Raw genomic sequence first — 15,529 nt, 5'->3', positions numbered from 1 at the left:
TCAGCCCCCGGACGCCGCCTTGCGCGCCTCTTCGAGCGTGAACGCGCCCTCGTACAGCGCGCGCCCGACGATCGCGCCCGTGATGCCCTCTTCCTCGTTCTCGGCGAGCTGGCGCAGATCGTCCAGCGAGCTGATCCCGCCGGAGGCGATCACCGGCACACGCACGTTGCTCGCCAGGCGGGCGGTGGCCTCCACATTGGGCCCCTTCATCATCCCGTCGCGGGCGATATCCGTATAGACGAACGCCACCACGCCATCGGCCTCGAAATGCTGGGCCAGGTCGATTACATCGTGGTGCGACAGCTTCGACCAGCCATCCACCGCCAGCTTGCCGTCCTTCGCGTCCAGCCCGACGATAATGCGCCCGGGAAACTCCAGGCACAGGTCATTGACGAAGTGCGGCGCGCTCACCGCGCGGGTGCCGATGATCACGAACTCCACCCCGGCATCCAGATAGGCCTGCACGGTGTCCTCGTCGCGGATTCCGCCGCCGATCTGGATCGGCAGGTCGGGGAAGGCCTCGGCGATCGCATGCACGGCCTCGGCATTACGCGGATGGCCCGCGAAGGCGCCATCCAGGTCGACGATGTGCAGGCGCTCCGCCCCGGCATCCACCCAGCGCTTCGCCATCTCGACCGGGTCTTCGCCGAACACGGTGGAATCCTCCATCTTGCCCTGGCGCAGGCGCACGCATTTGCCTTCCTTCAGATCAATTGCAGGAATGACCAGCATCTTGGACTCCTCACGCAGCCCCGGGACCCTCACCGTCCCAGCGCAGAAAGTTGTGCAACAGGCGCAGCCCGCAGGCGGCGCTCTTCTCCGGGTGGCACTGCATGGTGAACAGCGAGCCGCGCGCCAGTGCCGAGGCAAAGGTCTCGCCATAATCGGTGCGCCCGGCGATATCCGCCTCATTCTCCGGCAACACGCGATAGCTGTGTACAAAATAGAACCACGGCGTCTCGGGCAGGCCGTGCCACAGGGGGTGCTCGCCGGTCGGCAGGACCCGGTTCCACCCCATGTGCGGGATCTTCAGGCGCCGGCCGTCCGGGCCATCGCATTCCGGGAAACGTGCGACCCGCCCCGGCAGTATGCCCAGAAGATCGACCCCGCCGCTCTCTTCGCTGTGCTGCATCAGGATCTGCTGCCCCAGGCACAGGCCAAGGAAGGGCCGATCCGCAGTCAGCTCGGGCAACAGGCGGTCGAGCCCCCGCGCGGCCAGCGCGCGCATCGCATCACCGGCCGCCCCCTGCCCCGGGAAGACCAGGCGATCGGCCTCACGCAGGGTGTCGGGATCGTCCGTCAGCAGGATGCGCTGGCCGGCACCGGACTCGTGTTCGAGCGCGCGAACGACCGAGTGCAGGTTACCCATGCCGTAGTCAATGACGGCAACTGTTTCCATGGCCGGGAAATCCCTTTAAAGACTGCCCTTGGTCGACGGGGTAATCCCCTGCGCGCGCGGGTCGGCCTCGGCCGCCATGCGCAGCGCGCGCCCAAAGGCCTTGAAGATGGTCTCGGCCACGTGGTGCGCGTTGTCTCCGCGAAGACTGTCGATGTGCAGGGTCATCCAGGCGTGGTTGACCAGCCCCTGGAAGAACTCGTGAAAGAGATCCACATCGAACTCGCCGATGTGCGAACGCCGAAAGTCCGCGTGCATCTCCAGCCCCGGGCGCCCGGAAAAGTCGATCACCACCCGCGCCAGGGCCTCGTCCAGCGGGACGTAGGCATGGCCGTAGCGGCGGATGCCTTTTTTGTCCCCCAGGGCCTTGGCCAGCGCCTGCCCGAGCGTGATGCCGACATCCTCGACCGTGTGATGCGCGTCGATATGCAGGTCGCCCTGCGCACGCACCGAGAGATCGACCATGCCGTGGCGGGCCACCTGGTCGAGCATGTGATCGAGGAACGGGACACCGGTCTCCAGCTGGCTTGTGCCCTTGCCATCAAGGTTGAGCTCGACGGTGATCTGGGTCTCGAGGGTGTCGCGGCGGATGCTAGCAGTACGTTCAGTCATGATTCCGATTCAAGACGACAAAGGCTCAGTGTAGCAAGGCTGGCCACGGCCCGGTACGCACACCGGATCGGGGCACTCGCCTGCCATGCAATTGGCAAAAAAAAGCCGGGACCCGAGGGCCCCGGCTGGACGTCAGGAAGCGAGGCTTCCTTAGCCGACTTCGACTTCGGTCGAATCGGATTCGCCCTTGTTGTCCGTCCAGGAGACGGACACGGTGTCGCCGGCGGAACCGTCGAACTCGACCTGCAGGAACGGGTTACGAGAGACAGTGAAGTTCCAGTAGGCGGTAATGGCGTCTTCGCCGTTACGCTTGATTTCCACAGTTTCGATGAAGTGCGGACCACCATCATCATCCGGGACCAGCATGTCGTGGCTCATCAGAGCGCGGACGTTAACAACGCCGTTGCTTTCTTGGGCGCGAACTCGAATAGACATATCTTATTCCTCCAATAGGGTTCGATCAGCGATTGGGGCGCGCGGCTTAACCGCCGCAGCCACCGACCGTGACCTTCACTTCGCGGACCGTCTTGTACCAGCTGTCGCCAGACTTCACGGCGGCCACGACGTTCGAGGACTCACCCAGACGGATGCGGCTGGACACTTTCGGCTTGGTGCCGGAGGCCAGGATGTAGTGGGCGGTCGCGGCGAAGTCGTTTTCCTCGGCGAACAGGGCGATCTCGGTGACGTCGTCCAGGCTGGTTTCGATCGAAACCGGGACCACGGCGCCGTTCTCGGCGATTTCCGGGGCGCTCAGATCGATGTCGTCGCTATCCGGGATGTCGGTGGAGCCGAGCGCAGCTTCCATCGCGGCGTCCAGGCCCTCGGCCTCGAACGTGGAGGACGGCCAGGCGGCCAGCAGCTTGCTCGGAGCCAGCAGGCCAGCCCCAACGGCCACGCCGACGGTGCCGGCGGCGAGAGTGCCTTTCAGGAAGACACGACGCTTGGTGCTAATCATGGAGATCTCCTCTCATCTTTTTGGGTCAGTTCCGGGTTATCCGGCGGCGTTTTAGCGGTTGCCCGCGTTTACGCCTGTTGCTTTGGACGGCGACCCCCGGGGATCTATTCCTTGGGGTCGGGCTCCATCGCTGACCAGCTTCAGTGGTCTTCTGCTGGTCTGGCAGGTTCATCCTCCCAAAGTTCGCTGAATCGATGATGAACAGATCACCAAGGGTTCAAAATCGGGTGAATGACAACGGATGGACCTGAAGCCAGCGCCGTATCAATGGCACACTATTGCCCTTCATTGCAACGACACCCCGGAACGAACATGCGTTCATGCAAGGCCCAGTGGCTCCTGATTGCGGTCGTGGTCGTGCTCGGCACGATGCAGATGCTCGCCTCCTGCGGACAGAAGGGTGATCTCTACCTGCCCGATGACGACGAAACCGAGGAGCGCCGCTGAATGGACTACTTCGACTACCACGGCAACACGCTGCATGCCGAAGGCGTGGCGCTGGACCACCTCGCCCAGCTGGTGGGTACGCCCGCCTACGTGTATTCGCGCGCCACCCTTGAGCGCCACTACCGCGCGTTCAGCGAGGCCCTGATCGGCACGCCGCACCAGGTCTGCTTCGCGGTGAAGGCGAACTCCGCGCTGGGGGTGCTGAACGTGCTCGCGCGCCTGGGCGCCGGCTTCGACATCGTCTCCGGCGGCGAACTGGAACGTGTACTGCGCGCCGGCGGCGACCCGGCGAAGGTCGTGTTCTCGGGCGTCGGCAAGACTGCGGCCGAGATGCGCCGGGCACTCCAGGTCGGCATCCATTGCTTCAACGTCGAGTCCGCCCCGGAGCTGGAGCGGCTGGAGTCCGTTGCGGCCGAGATAGGCGTGACCGCACCGGTCTCGATCCGCGTGAATCCGGACGTCGATGCCGAGACCCATCCCTATATCGCCACCGGCCTGCGCGAGAACAAGTTCGGCGTTGCCATCGAGGAGGCGCCGGCGCTGTATGCCCGGGTACGCGACAGCCAGCACCTGGAGGCCACCGGCGTCGATTTCCACATCGGCTCGCAGCTGACCCGGATCGACCCGTTCACCGATGCCCTGAAACGCGTGCTGACGCTGGTCGACCAGCTGGCCGCAGACGGCATCGAACTCGAACACATCGATGTCGGCGGCGGACTGGGCGTGCGCTACCGCGACGAGACGCCGCCGGAGCCGGACGCCTGGGCCAGCGCCCTGCGCGAGGTAATGGACGAGCGCCCGCTGAAGGTTCTGCTCGAACCGGGGCGCGCGATCGCGGCCAACGCCGGCGTGTTCCTGACCCGGGTGGAGTACCTCAAGCACACCGAGGCCCACGACTTCGCGATCGTCGACGGGGCGATGAACGACCTGCTACGCCCGGCCCTGTACGGCGCCTGGCAGGAGATCATCCCGGTCGTGCAGCGCAAGGACTCCGAGCCCCGCACCTACGACATCGTCGGCCCGGTCTGCGAGACCGGCGACTTCCTCGGCCGCGAGCGCGAACTGACGCTGGCCGCGGGCGACGTGCTCGCCGTGCGCTCGGCCGGGGCCTACGGCTATGTGATGGCCGGCAACTACAACTCGCGCCCGCGCCCACCGGAAATCATGGTCGACGGCGACCATTTCCAGATCATCAACCGACGCGAGCAGGTCGATCACCTGATGATGCGCGAGAGCATGCTGCCGCAAGACCCGGACGATAGCGATCCGCCCGGAAGCGTGGACCCATGATCCCGCGCCGCCCCGAACCGGAGCTTATGCTGGAGCCTGCGCAGGCCCGCGCCTATGCCGAGGCCGACTTCGCCGCGCCGCACGAGGGCTTCGTGGACGCCTTCGCCGAGGCCTTCCCCGGCCCGGTCAGCGGACCCGTGCTCGACCTCGGCTGCGGGCCGGGCGATGTCTCGCTGCGCTTCGCCGCACGCTACCCGGCCTGCGAGGTCGACGGGCTCGACGGCGCGCCCGCGATGCTGGCCGCCGGTGACGCGCTGATGGCCGGCCACCCGGCCGCGCCGCGCGTACACCTGGCCGAGGGCTGCCTGCCCGAAGCGCGCGGCCCGCGCGCCCCGTACGCCGCGATCATCAGCAATTCCCTGCTGCATCACCTGCATGAGCCCGCGGTGCTTTGGCAGGCCATCGTGCGCGATGGCGCGCCCGGCGCGGCCGTGTTCGTGATGGACCTGCGGCGCCCGGACTCGGAGCAAACGCTCAAGGCCCTGGTCGCGCAGTACGCGGCCAACGACCCGGACGTGCTGCGCCGCGACTTCGAACACTCCCTGCATGCCGCCTTCACACCCGACGAGGTGCGCGCGCAGCTGGCCGATGCCGGACTCGACGGCTTCACCGTCCGCGCCACCTCGGACCGGCACATGGTCATCTTCGGGCAGCTGCCGGAGGCCACCTGATGCGCCTGGAATTCACCAAGATGCACGGGCTGGGCAACGACTTCGTGGTCATCGACGGCACGCGCCAGACCGTCCGGCTCGACGAGGCGACGCTGCGCCATCTGGCGGATCGCCACTTCGGCATCGGCTGCGACCAGATCCTGCTGGTGGAGCCCCCGGGCGACCCGACGCAGGCCCTGTTCCGCTACCGCATCTTCAACGCCGATGGCTCCGAGGTGGAGCAGTGCGGCAACGGTGCGCGCTGCTTCGCCCGCTTCGTGCGGGAGCAGGGCCTGACCGAGGCCCGCGAGATCCCGGTCGAGACCCTGGGCGGACGCATCGTGCTGCATGTCGAGGACGACGAGCGCGTGCGGGTCAACATGGGGCGGCCGGTGTTCACGCCCGAACAGATCCCGCTGGTCGCCGAACACGAGGCCGACGCCTACACCCTGGACGTGCAGGGCCATGCGCTCACGCTGGGCGCGGTGTCCATGGGCAACCCGCATGCCGTGCTGCTGGTCGACGACGTCGCGAGTGCGCCCGTGGCCGAGGTCGGGCCGCTGATCGAGCGGCACGAGTGCTTCCCACGCCGCGTGAATGTCGGCTTTGCCGCGCTGCGCAACCGCGGCCATGTGAACCTGCGGGTCTTCGAGCGCGGGGTCGGCGAGACGCTGGCCTGTGGCAGCGGCGCGGCCGCCGCGATGGCCATTCTGCGCCGCCGCAACCTGGTCGACGACGAGGTTGAAGTCTCGCTGCCGGGCGGTACCCTTGTGCTAAGCTGGAACGCACAGGCCGAGGCCCCGGTTTGGCTAACCGGACCGGCCACCACGGTTTTCAACGGCTGGATCGATCTATGACTGGGCAATCCTCCAACGCCTCTGCTGCAAACACCCCCAAGCCGCAGGCGACGGACGACAAGAACAACAAAACGCTTACTGCGGCCGACGTCGAGGCCTATCTGCGCGATCACCCGGATTTCTTCCAGGACCACCTGCCGCTGCTGGACATCCTGCGCCTGCCACACCCGGCCGGCGGGGCGGTGTCGCTGCTGGAGCGCCAGGTCGCCCTGCTGCGCGAGAAACACCGCGCGATGGAGCAGCACATGGGCGAGCTGGTCGAACGCGCCCGCGACAACGAGCGCATGGGCCAGCACCTGCACGAACTGGCCAAGACCCTGATGCGCGCCGAAAACCTGGATGCCGTACTGGCGCTGACCCAGGACGCCCTGCGCAACGAGCTGGGTGCCGAGCGCGTCAGCATCCGCCTGGCCGACCGCGAGGTGGACGACCTGCACGCCCTGGAGTCCGGCGAGCTGAGCACGTTCGATCCGCTGTTCGCGCGCGGCAAGGCCCAGTGCGGCCGTGTGCCGGGCGAGATGCTGGACGTACTGTTCGATTCGGCCGACGACATCGGTTCCGCGATCCTGATGCCACTGGGTGACGAGTCCGACCGCATCGGGGTGCTGGGCCTGGCCAGCGACTCTCCGGACCGTTTCCAGCCCGACATGGGCATCTATTTCGTCACCCATATCGGCGACCTGCTGGCCGAATCGATCCGCTGCCATGTCGAGCGGACCCACGCCGCCGCCTGAGGCGGCGACTGATTCCAGCCCGCCGCAGGATGCGGATATCGCGGCCTTTCTCGGGCATTTAAGCGATGTTCGCGGCCATTCACCGCATACCGTCAACGCCTACCGGCGCGACCTGAACCGCCTGCGCGGCCTGCACACGGGCCCGTGGGCCGACCTCAGGGCCGCGGACATGCGGCGCATCGCGGGGCAGCTCGCCCGCCAGGGGCGCCACCCGCGCTCCATCCAGCGCTTTCTGTCCGCTGCGCGCGGCTTCTTCGCCTTTCAGGTCGAACACCGCCGCATGCCAGCCAACCCTGCCGCCGGCCTGCGCGGACCGCGCGCGGGGCGCGCCCTGCCACGCAATCTCGACGTCGACCAGACCCAGCAGGCCCTGACCCCGGCCGAGGACCTCGATCCGACCCTGGCCGCCCGCGACCAGGCCATGCTGGAGCTGCTGTACTCCTCCGGGCTGCGCCTGTCCGAGCTGACCGGGCTGGACCTGACGGATCTCGACCTCGATACCGGGCTGGTGCGGGTACTCGGCAAGGGCCGGCGCGAGCGCAGCGTCCCGGTGGGGCGGGTGGCGCGTGATGCGATCCGCAGCTGGCTTGAGCGCCGTGGCGACTGGGCCGTACCCGGCGAACGCGCCCTGTTCGTGACCCGCCGCGGCGCCCGCATCGGCAACCGCGCAGTCCAGCGCCGCGTGGCCGAGGCCGGCCGGCGCGCCGGGCTGGACGTGCGCCTGCATCCGCACCGGCTGCGCCATGCCTTCGCCAGTCACCTGCTGGAATCGAGTGGCGATTTGCGAGCCATTCAGGAACTTCTTGGTCACGCCAACCTTGAAACCACCCAGATCTATACCCATCTCGACTATCAGCACCTGGCACAGGTGTATGATGCCGCCCACCCGCGTGCCCGGAGAAACCGTTCGCCAGGCAAACGCTGAATCCAGCTTTCTCCGGGCGGGGAACCAACAGCAACGACCGGGACCCAACCGCTTCCGGACCGCAAAAACCTCGGACGTCGGCACAACCCGACCCCCTCGTGCCTGCGAGCAGCCCCTGGCGGTCTCGCAATGCAGCAAGGCGGGCGGCCGGCCCCGACCGCAGCACAAAGGAGAGCGCCCGTGGAACAGTTTCGCGGCACCACCATCGTCTGCGTCCGCAAGGACGGCGCCGTCACCCTCGGAGGCGACGGCCAGGTATCGCTTGGCAACACCGTGATGAAGGGCAACGCGCGCAAGGTGCGCCGCGTCTACCACGACCGCATCCTGGCCGGCTTTGCCGGCGGGACGGCCGATGCCTTCACCCTGTTCGAGCGCTTCGAGGGCATGCTGGAGAAACACTCCGGCAACCTCACCCGCTCCGCGGTCGAGCTGGCCAAGGACTGGCGAACCGACCGCGCCCTGCGCCGGCTGGAGGCCCTGCTGGCCGTGTCCGACCGCGAGAACTCCTTCGTGATCTCCGGCAACGGCGACGTAATCGAACCGGAAAACGCGCTGATCGCGATCGGCTCCGGCGGCCCCTATGCCCAGGCCTCCGCCCAGGCCCTGCTGCAGAACACCGACCTGTCGGCCCGCGACATCGTGGAGAAGTCGCTGAACATCGCCGCCGACATCTGCGTGTACACCAATCACAACCTCACGCTGGAGAGCCTGGACGCGGAATAACGCGCCCGGCCCCGCACGAACGATTCGACCAAGGCCCCTTTTGCCATGACCGACATGACCCCCCGCGAGATCGTCCAGGAACTGGACCGTTACATCATCGGCCAGGACGAGGCCAAGCGCTCCGTCGCCATTGCCCTGCGCAACCGCTGGCGCCGCCGCCAGCTCCCCCCGGAGCTGCAGCCGGAGGTCACCCCCAAGAACATCCTGATGATCGGCCCGACCGGCGTCGGCAAGACCGAGATCGCCCGACGCCTGGCCAAGCTCGCCCGCGCGCCGTTCATCAAAATCGAGGCGACCAAGTTCACCGAGGTCGGTTATGTCGGCCGCGATGTCGAATCGATCATCCGTGACCTCGCCGAGGCCGCGGTCAAGCAGCTGCGCGACGAGGCCATCAAGGAAAACCGCGTCAAGGCCGAAGACGCGGCGGAGGAGCGCATCCTCGATGCCCTGCTACCGCGCCCGCGCAACGCCGGCTTCACCGAATCCGCGCAAGACGACTCCAACAGCGACACCCGCCAGAAACTGCGCAAGCGCCTGCGCGAGGGCGGCCTGGACGAGCGCGAGATCGACATCGAGGTGCAGCAGAACCCGCACGGCGTAGAGATCATGACCCCGCCGGGCATGGAGGAGATGGCCAGCCAGCTGCAGTCGATGTTCCAGAACATTGGCGGCCAGAAGACCCGATCGCGCCGGCTGCAGATCGCCGAGGCACGCAAGCTGCTGATCGAAGAAGAGGCCGCGCGCCTGATCAACGAAGAAGAGCTGAAGCTGCAGGCGATCGACCGCGTCGAACAAAGCGGCATCGTCTTTCTCGACGAGATCGACAAGGTCGCCAAGGGCAGCGACAAGGGCAGCAGCGGCGAGGTCTCGCGCGAGGGCGTGCAGCGCGACCTGCTGCCGCTGATCGAGGGCACCACCGTCTCCACCAAGCTGGGCATGGTGCGCACCGACCACATCCTGTTCATCGCCTCCGGCGCCTTCCACCTGTCCAAGCCGTCCGACCTCGTGCCGGAGCTGCAGGGCCGACTCCCGATCCGCGTCGAACTGGGCCCGCTGTCGGTGGACGCCTTCGTGCGCATCCTGACCGAACCCACCGCCTCGCTGACCGAGCAGTACACCGAGTTGATGAAGACCGAAGGCGTGGAACTGCGCTTCGAGGAAGACGGCGTGCGCCGCCTCGCCGAGATCGCCCATGACGTGAACGCGCGCACCGAGAACATCGGCGCCCGCCGCCTGCACACCGTGCTGGAACGCCTGCTGCAGGACGTCGCCTACCGGGCCCCGGACGTCGACGGCGCCGTCGTAGTCGACCGCAGCTTCGTCGACGAACGCCTCGGCGACCTGGTCGAAAACGAAGACCTCTCCCGCTACATCCTCTAAAGCCGGCCCTGCCGCCTGCCACCCCGCGTACCGGTTGCAGAAGGCCTTCTTCAAGGAGCACGCGGGTGAACCGTGCGGCCGTTTGTCGGGGAATCCGGGTGCTTCAAGTGAGGCGACTGTTGGGAAATACCGTCCAGGTAACCAGATAGTCCAGGGCGAGGACGAAATACCGCGAGCCGAGCACCTCGGCAAAACGCACCTTCATCGCCTCGTAGTGATCGCGGATGGAGCGAGCCACGTGCGTGCTGCTTTGGGCCTGTTCGCTTACGGCATCCAGGAAGAAACAGGACCATCCGTCCCAAGTGCCGTTGGCGTCAACAAATCGCCCCAAATGGTGGCACTTGTGTTCAAAAAATCCCCGCAAATTAACACCAAGGTTCCTTGCATTTGTTCCGTTAACATCAACCCAGCTTGTTTCCCATTCACCCGGAACTACGGGTAACAAGCAGCGCTGGCCTCAGTGTTCGTTCAGGCTTTCGCGCGCGACCGGCCGTTCCGTCAGGCCCGCGCTGCGCGTGGGAGATGCCACGCTAGCGTGCTGGGCTGGTATCCTCGCAGTCCTTTGACGATGGCCGCCTTGGGCGGTTGCGCAAGATCTTTCCGGGCTCGCCCCGACCGAGGATTCTGGAGGCCGCATGAGCAGTAAGCACCGACCCACCGATATCCAGTTGCATCAGAAGTCGCGCATCCTGGAGCTGACCTACTCCGATGGCTCGCATTTCGAGCTGCCCTGCGAGTTTCTGCGCGTGTACTCGCCCTCCGCCGAGGTGCGCGGGCACGGGCCGGGCCAGGAGGTGCTGCAGGTGGACAAGGAGGATGTGAACATCACCGGCATCGAGCCGGTCGGTAACTATGCAGTGAAGCTGGAGTTCTCCGACGGCCACGACACCGGCATCTACGACTGGGATTACCTGCACAAGCTCGGCACGGAGCAGGAAAGTCTGTGGCAGGATTACCTGGATCGGCTGAAAGAGGCCGGCCACGAGCGCAAGACGCACTGACAATGAAAGAAGAACCCGGCAAGACCCACTTCGGCTACCAGAGCGTCCCCGAGTCCGAAAAGGCCTCACGGGTCGGCGAGGTCTTCCACTCGGTCGCCTCGCGCTACGACGTGATGAACGACCTGATGTCGATGGGCGTCCATCGCATCTGGAAGCGCTACACGCTGGAGCGCACCGGCGTGCGCCCGGGCATGAAGATCCTGGACCTGGCCGGGGGTACCGGGGACCTGGCCGGGGCCTTTGCCCCACGCGTCGGGCCGAAGGGGCAGATCGTGGTCTGCGACATCAACGCCTCGATGCTGGAGGCCGGGCGCGACCGCATGCTGGACGAGGGCCACGTGGGCAACCTCGACTTCGTGCAGGCGGACGCGGAACAGCTCCCCTATCCGGATGACTACTTCGACCGCGTGACCATCGCCTTCGGCCTGCGCAACGTGACCCGCAAGGAACGCGCGCTGGCCGAGATGCGCCGGGTGATCAAGCCCGGCGGGCGCGTGCTGGTGCTGGAGTTCTCGCAGCCGATGGCACCGCTGCGCCCGATCTACGATATCTATTCGTTCAAGATGCTGCCGCTGATGGGCAAGCTGGTCGCCAACGATGCCGACAGCTACCGCTACCTGGCGGAGTCCATCCGCATGCACCCGGATCAGGAGACCCTGGCCGGCATGATGCGCGACGCCGGTCTGGAGCGCGTCGAGTACGACAACCTGACCGGCGGAATCGTCGCCCTGCATCGCGGCACAAAACTCTAGGGAGATGCGGGCCTCACCATGACCGAACCCCTCGCCCTGCCCAGCCCGCTCACGGCCTTGATCGAGGCCACGCTCAACGAGCACCTGGCGAGCGCGCCGGAGAAGGACCGCGCACGCCTGGCCGGGCGTGCAATCGCCATCGTGATCGAGCCCCCGGGGCTGGCCTTTTCGCTGGTCGGGGCCGCCGACCGGCTGCAGGTCATCGGCGGTGTCGAGGAACCGGTGGATGTGCAGCTGGCGGGATCGCCGCTGTCGCTCGCGGCGGCCATGGGCCGGGACGACCGTTCCGGGCTGACTATCACCGGCGATGCCACCGTGCTCTCCGACCTGCAGCATGCGCTGCGCGACTCCGGGGTCGACTGGGAGGGGCTGTTCGAGCGCTTTGCCGGCGTCGGGGCCGCTGGGCCGCTGCGCCACCTGCTCGATCAGGCTCGTGGCAGTCTGCGTCACCTCGGCCGCCGCTCCGCCGAGGACACGGCCGACTATCTGCGTGACGAGCTCGAGTGGCTGCCAGCAGGCGGGGCCTTCGAGGCCTTTGCCGAGGACGTCTCCGACCTGCGCGACGGCGTCGCGCGACTGGATGCACGCCTGCACCGGCTGGAGGCCGGGGCCGCCTCCGATACCGACGACCGGCAGGCCTGATGCGCCGCGCGCTGTACCGGGGGCTGCGGCTGTGGACCATCGCGCGGGTCCTGGTGCGCTATCGCCTCGATGTCATCCTGTTTACGCTGAAGCCGCTGCGCCCGCTTAGCTTCCTGCTCTATCTCGCACCCTGGAATTGGTTTCGCCGCACCGAAGGCACACGCGGCGAGCGCATCCGCCGCGCGCTGGAAGACCTGGGGCCGATCTTCATCAAATTCGGGCAGATGCTCTCCACCCGGCGCGACCTGCTGCCGGACGACATCGCCATCGAACTGTCACGGCTGCAGGACCGGGTCCCGCCGTTCCCGAGCGACCAGGCGCGCGCACTGATCGAGTCCGAACTTGAGCGTCCGATCGAGATTGCCTTTGCCACGTTCGAGGACACCCCGATCGCCTCGGCCTCCATCGCCCAGGTGCACGCGGCCACGCTCCAGGACGGGCGCGAGGTGGTGGTCAAGGTCGTGCGCCCCGGCATCTTCAAGACCATCCGCGCGGATCTCGAGGTGATGCACCTGATCGCGGACCTGGCCGATCGCTACTGGTCCGAGGCCAAGCGCCTGCGCCCGCGCGAGGTGGTGGACGAATACGAAAAGACCGTCACCGACGAGTTGGACCTGATCCGCGAGGGCGCCAACGCCGCCGCGATCCACCGCAACTTTGAGGACAGCCACCTGCTGTACATCCCGGAGATCATCTGGGACTACACGCGCCGCAGCGTGCTGGTGATGGAGCGCATCGGCGGCATCCCGGTGGCGGATATCGCGGCACTGCGTGAACGCAACGTGGACCTGAGGCTGCTGGCCGAACGCGGAGTGGAGATCTTCTTCACCCAGGTGTTCCAGCACAACTTCTTCCACGCCGACATGCACCCGGGCAACATCTTTGTGGACGCCACCCACCCGGACAACCCGACTTATCTGGCGGTGGACTTCGGCATCGTCGGCTCGCTGCTCGACTCCGACCAGCGCTACCTGGCAGAGAATTTCCACGCCTTCTTCAACCGCGACTACCGCCGCGTGGCCGAGTTGCACGTGGAATCCGGCTGGGTGCCGAAGGACACCCGCGTGGACGAGTTCGAGGCGGCGATCCGCACTGTCTGCGAGCCGATCTTCCAGCGCCCGCTGGAGGAGATCTCCTTCGGTCAGGTCCTCCTGCGCCTGTTCCAGACGGCCCGGCGCTTCAACATGGAGGTCCAGCCGCAGCTGGTGCTGCTGCAGAAGACCCTGCTGAACATCGAGGGTCTGGGCCGCCAGCTCTATCCGCAGCTGGACCTGTGGACAACCGCCAAGCCGTTCATCGAGGACTGGATGCACGAGCGCATGGGCGTGCGCGCATTCATCCGCAATGCGCAGCAGCACCTGCCGCGTCTGCTCGCCCAGCTGCCCGAAATGCCCATGCACCTGGAAAAGGCCCTCACGGTGGAGGAACAGCGCGCCGAGCGCGACGCCGCCCTGCGCCAGCAGATCCGCGATCTGGAAGAGGGGCTGCGCCGCCAGAACCGCAGGCGGCACGAGGCCTGGGGAGGCGCGGGTCTGCTCGCCCTGGCGGGGCTGGCCACCCAGCTCGACGTGTCCACCTGGCTCGGACTGGCCTGGCCGTCCTGGCCGCTCGGCCTGGTCGGCGCCGCCATGCTGCTATTCGGGCTGCGCCCGGGCCCGTACCGCCGCCCCGTCGATCGCACCTGAACACCACAGGCAGCGTCGCCCGTTCATTCATGGGCCGTGTCGCCGCAGACAGTAGGAGGCCAGCCCTCTGGCCGATGGGGCGTTGGACAGGTCCCCATCGGCCAGAGGGCTGGCCTCCTCCAGGGGGCGGGGTTCGGGGCCGACGCGGGGTCAGACGTCGAGGAGCAGGCGTGCCGGGTCCTCGATTGCGTCCTTGATCGCGACGAGGAAGCGTACGGCATCGGCGCCGTCGACCAGGCGGTGGTCGTAGGAGAGGGCGATATACATCATCGGCCGGATCACCACCTCGCCGTCCACCGCAACGGGGCGCTCCTTGATCGCGTGCATGCCGAGGATGGCGCTTTGTGGCGGGTTCACGATCGGGGTGGAAAACAGCGAGCCGAATACACCGCCGTTGGTGATCGTGAAGGTGCCGCCGCGCAGCTCGTCGATGTCCAGCTTGCCGTCGCTGGCGCGTTCCGCGAAGTCGCGGATGCGTCGCTCGATGTCGGCGACGCTGGCGTTGCCGGTATCACGGAGCACCGGCACCACCAGCCCGCGCGGCGAGGACACGGCGATGCCGATGTCGCTGAAATGGTGATAGACGATCTCCTCGCCATCCAGCGCGGCATTGATGATCGGGAAGCGCTCCAGCGCACGACTGGCAGCGGCCACGAACAAGCCCATGAAGCCCAACTTGATCGAGTGGCGCTTCTCGAAGGTCTCCTTGTAGCGCGCGCGCAGGTCCATCGCCGCGGACATGTCGATCTCGTTGAAGGTCGTCAGCATCGCGGTGGACTGCTTGGCCTCCAGCAGCCGCTCGGCGATGCGCGCACGCAGGCGCGTCATCGGGACGCGTTCGATACTGCCGGCGGACGGCGCCCGCTCGCGCTCCGGGGCACGCCCCTGAGGCGACGCCGAAGAAGGCGCCTCGCTGCGGCGCGATCGGTCCGTCTGCACTCGCTCAACGTCCTCGCGCAGGATACGGCCGTCCTCGCCCGTGCCCTCGACGTCCTCGGCCTTGAGCCCGGCCTCCTGCAACAAGCGCCGCACGGACGGGCTGGGGGGCGGGGCGGCGCCACCGGAGCCGCCTTCGGGCACAACGTTCGCGGTGTCCCGGGCCTTGCCCCTGTCCTCGGCACGGGGTGACGAGGTCTTGTCATCGGACGATTCCCGAGCAGCCGGCTGTGAAGGTATCGAGGCCTCCTCCCCTTCCGACTCGGAGTCTTCCTCGGCCGCTTCATCGGCCGCGCCCAGGTAGGCGATCACCGCGTCGGTCTTCACGGTATCGCCCTCGCTGACCTCCAGCGCTGTCAGGGCCCCCGCAGACGGGGCGGAGACCTCGAGCACGACCTTGTCGGTCTCGAGCTCGGCGATCAGTTCATCGCGCTTGACCGTGTCGCCTGCCTTTTTGTGCAGGGCGACCACGGTCGCATCGGCAACGGACTCCGGGAGTTCGGGGACCTTGATCGGGGTGGGGTCGGGTGCCATCTCGCTTCCT

At 67.1% G+C, this 15,529-nt stretch carries 19 protein-coding genes; 12 read left to right on the top strand and 7 right to left on the bottom strand.

All coding sequences use genetic code 11. The features are described from left to right. From hisA to soxY, 5 genes are all read right to left on the bottom strand, one after another. Positions 1-732 (bottom strand): 1-(5-phosphoribosyl)-5-[(5-phosphoribosylamino)methylideneamino]imidazole-4-carboxamide isomerase, encoded by a 732-nt coding sequence (gene hisA / locus F466_RS0102805; RefSeq protein WP_012981542.1) that lies wholly within the window; start codon positions 730-732, stop codon positions 1-3. Between the two features lie 10 nt (positions 733-742). Further along, positions 743-1,399, bottom strand: a complete 657-nt coding sequence (hisH, locus tag F466_RS0102800; protein ID WP_018993403.1) for an imidazole glycerol phosphate synthase subunit HisH — start codon at positions 1,397-1,399, stop codon at positions 743-745. 15 nt (positions 1,400-1,414) lie between these two features. Continuing rightward, on the bottom strand, positions 1,415-2,008 hold the full coding sequence (gene hisB / locus F466_RS0102795) for an imidazoleglycerol-phosphate dehydratase HisB (RefSeq protein ID WP_018139861.1): 594 nt from the start codon (positions 2,006-2,008) through the stop codon (positions 1,415-1,417). 150 nt (positions 2,009-2,158) lie between these two features. Further along, positions 2,159-2,443 carry a thiosulfate oxidation carrier complex protein SoxZ gene (gene soxZ / locus F466_RS13095; protein WP_012981539.1) on the bottom strand — a complete coding sequence of 95 codons (285 nt, stop codon included), beginning with the start codon at positions 2,441-2,443 and terminating at the stop codon, positions 2,159-2,161. Positions 2,444-2,489: 46 nt separating this feature from the next. Continuing rightward, positions 2,490-2,963: a thiosulfate oxidation carrier protein SoxY gene (gene soxY, locus F466_RS0102785; protein WP_012981538.1), complete on the bottom strand. Its 474-nt coding sequence runs from the start codon at positions 2,961-2,963 to the stop codon at positions 2,490-2,492. Between the two features lie 312 nt (positions 2,964-3,275). Here soxY and F466_RS13280 point away from each other — a divergent pair, with 312 nt between their 5' ends. The 8 genes from F466_RS13280 to hslU all read left to right on the top strand — a co-directional run bounded on the left by F466_RS13280 (position 3,276) and on the right by hslU (position 9,969). After that, a complete protein-coding gene (locus F466_RS13280; protein WP_012981537.1) occupies positions 3,276-3,410 on the top strand; it encodes a lipoprotein in 135 nt (44 codons plus the stop codon). Then, on the top strand, positions 3,411-4,700 hold the full coding sequence (lysA, locus tag F466_RS0102775; RefSeq protein ID WP_018993401.1) for a diaminopimelate decarboxylase: 1,290 nt from the start codon (positions 3,411-3,413) through the stop codon (positions 4,698-4,700). Next, the gene (locus F466_RS0102770) at positions 4,697-5,371 is read left to right on the top strand and encodes a trans-aconitate 2-methyltransferase (protein ID WP_018175130.1); all 675 of its coding nucleotides are present in this window, start codon (positions 4,697-4,699) and stop codon (positions 5,369-5,371) included. Before lysA ends, F466_RS0102770 begins: the two co-directional genes overlap by 4 nt. Continuing rightward, a complete protein-coding gene (dapF, locus tag F466_RS0102765) occupies positions 5,371-6,207 on the top strand; it encodes a diaminopimelate epimerase (protein WP_018175129.1) in 837 nt (278 codons plus the stop codon). The genes F466_RS0102770 and dapF overlap by 1 nt, the downstream gene beginning before the upstream one ends. Further along, positions 6,204-6,941: a DUF484 family protein gene (locus F466_RS0102760; RefSeq protein WP_018139856.1), complete on the top strand. Its 738-nt coding sequence runs from the start codon at positions 6,204-6,206 to the stop codon at positions 6,939-6,941. The genes dapF and F466_RS0102760 overlap by 4 nt, the downstream gene beginning before the upstream one ends. Beyond that, positions 6,913-7,866, top strand: coding sequence for a tyrosine recombinase XerC (xerC, locus tag F466_RS0102755; protein WP_018993400.1), 954 nt, complete (start codon positions 6,913-6,915; stop codon positions 7,864-7,866). The genes F466_RS0102760 and xerC overlap by 29 nt, the downstream gene beginning before the upstream one ends. Before the next feature lie 180 nt (positions 7,867-8,046). Next, positions 8,047-8,589 carry an ATP-dependent protease subunit HslV gene (gene hslV / locus F466_RS0102750; RefSeq protein ID WP_018139854.1) on the top strand — a complete coding sequence of 181 codons (543 nt, stop codon included), beginning with the start codon at positions 8,047-8,049 and terminating at the stop codon, positions 8,587-8,589. Between the two features lie 45 nt (positions 8,590-8,634). Then, positions 8,635-9,969: an ATP-dependent protease ATPase subunit HslU gene (gene hslU, locus F466_RS0102745; RefSeq protein ID WP_018993399.1), complete on the top strand. Its 1,335-nt coding sequence runs from the start codon at positions 8,635-8,637 to the stop codon at positions 9,967-9,969. A 103-nt stretch (positions 9,970-10,072) separates the two neighbouring features. On the opposite strand, the gene F466_RS13820 is transcribed toward hslU, so the two are convergent. Beyond that, positions 10,073-10,207 carry a hypothetical protein gene (locus F466_RS13820; protein WP_019592270.1) on the bottom strand — a complete coding sequence of 45 codons (135 nt, stop codon included), beginning with the start codon at positions 10,205-10,207 and terminating at the stop codon, positions 10,073-10,075. A 397-nt stretch (positions 10,208-10,604) separates the two neighbouring features. Here F466_RS13820 and F466_RS0102735 point away from each other — a divergent pair, with 397 nt between their 5' ends. Genes F466_RS0102735 through ubiB form a run of 4 tightly spaced genes read left to right on the top strand, consistent with a single transcriptional unit; the run spans position 10,605 to position 14,049 of the window. Continuing rightward, positions 10,605-10,970, top strand: a complete 366-nt coding sequence (locus F466_RS0102735; protein ID WP_018139842.1) for a gamma-butyrobetaine hydroxylase-like domain-containing protein — start codon at positions 10,605-10,607, stop codon at positions 10,968-10,970. Positions 10,971-10,972: 2 nt separating this feature from the next. Beyond that, the gene (gene ubiE, locus F466_RS0102730; protein WP_018139841.1) at positions 10,973-11,722 is read left to right on the top strand and encodes a bifunctional demethylmenaquinone methyltransferase/2-methoxy-6-polyprenyl-1,4-benzoquinol methylase UbiE; all 750 of its coding nucleotides are present in this window, start codon (positions 10,973-10,975) and stop codon (positions 11,720-11,722) included. Positions 11,723-11,740: 18 nt separating this feature from the next. Further along, a complete protein-coding gene (locus tag F466_RS0102725) occupies positions 11,741-12,364 on the top strand; it encodes an SCP2 domain-containing protein (protein WP_018993397.1) in 624 nt (207 codons plus the stop codon). Next, entirely contained in the window at positions 12,364-14,049 is a 1,686-nt protein-coding gene (ubiB, locus tag F466_RS0102720) for a ubiquinone biosynthesis regulatory protein kinase UbiB (RefSeq protein ID WP_018139839.1), read from the top strand. Before F466_RS0102725 ends, ubiB begins: the two co-directional genes overlap by 1 nt. 150 nt (positions 14,050-14,199) lie before the next feature. On the opposite strand, the gene odhB is transcribed toward ubiB, so the two are convergent. Continuing rightward, complete coding sequence (odhB, locus tag F466_RS0102715) at positions 14,200-15,519, bottom strand: 2-oxoglutarate dehydrogenase complex dihydrolipoyllysine-residue succinyltransferase (RefSeq protein WP_018993396.1); 1,320 nt, start codon at positions 15,517-15,519, stop codon at positions 14,200-14,202. Positions 15,520-15,529 lie beyond the last annotated feature (10 nt).

This window comes from Thioalkalivibrio sp. ALgr1, from assembly GCF_000378285.1.
GTDB lineage: Bacteria > Pseudomonadota > Gammaproteobacteria > Ectothiorhodospirales > Ectothiorhodospiraceae > Thioalkalivibrio.
Note: the sequence above shows the minus strand (reverse complement) of the source record. Positions and strands in the feature narration are given on the sequence as shown.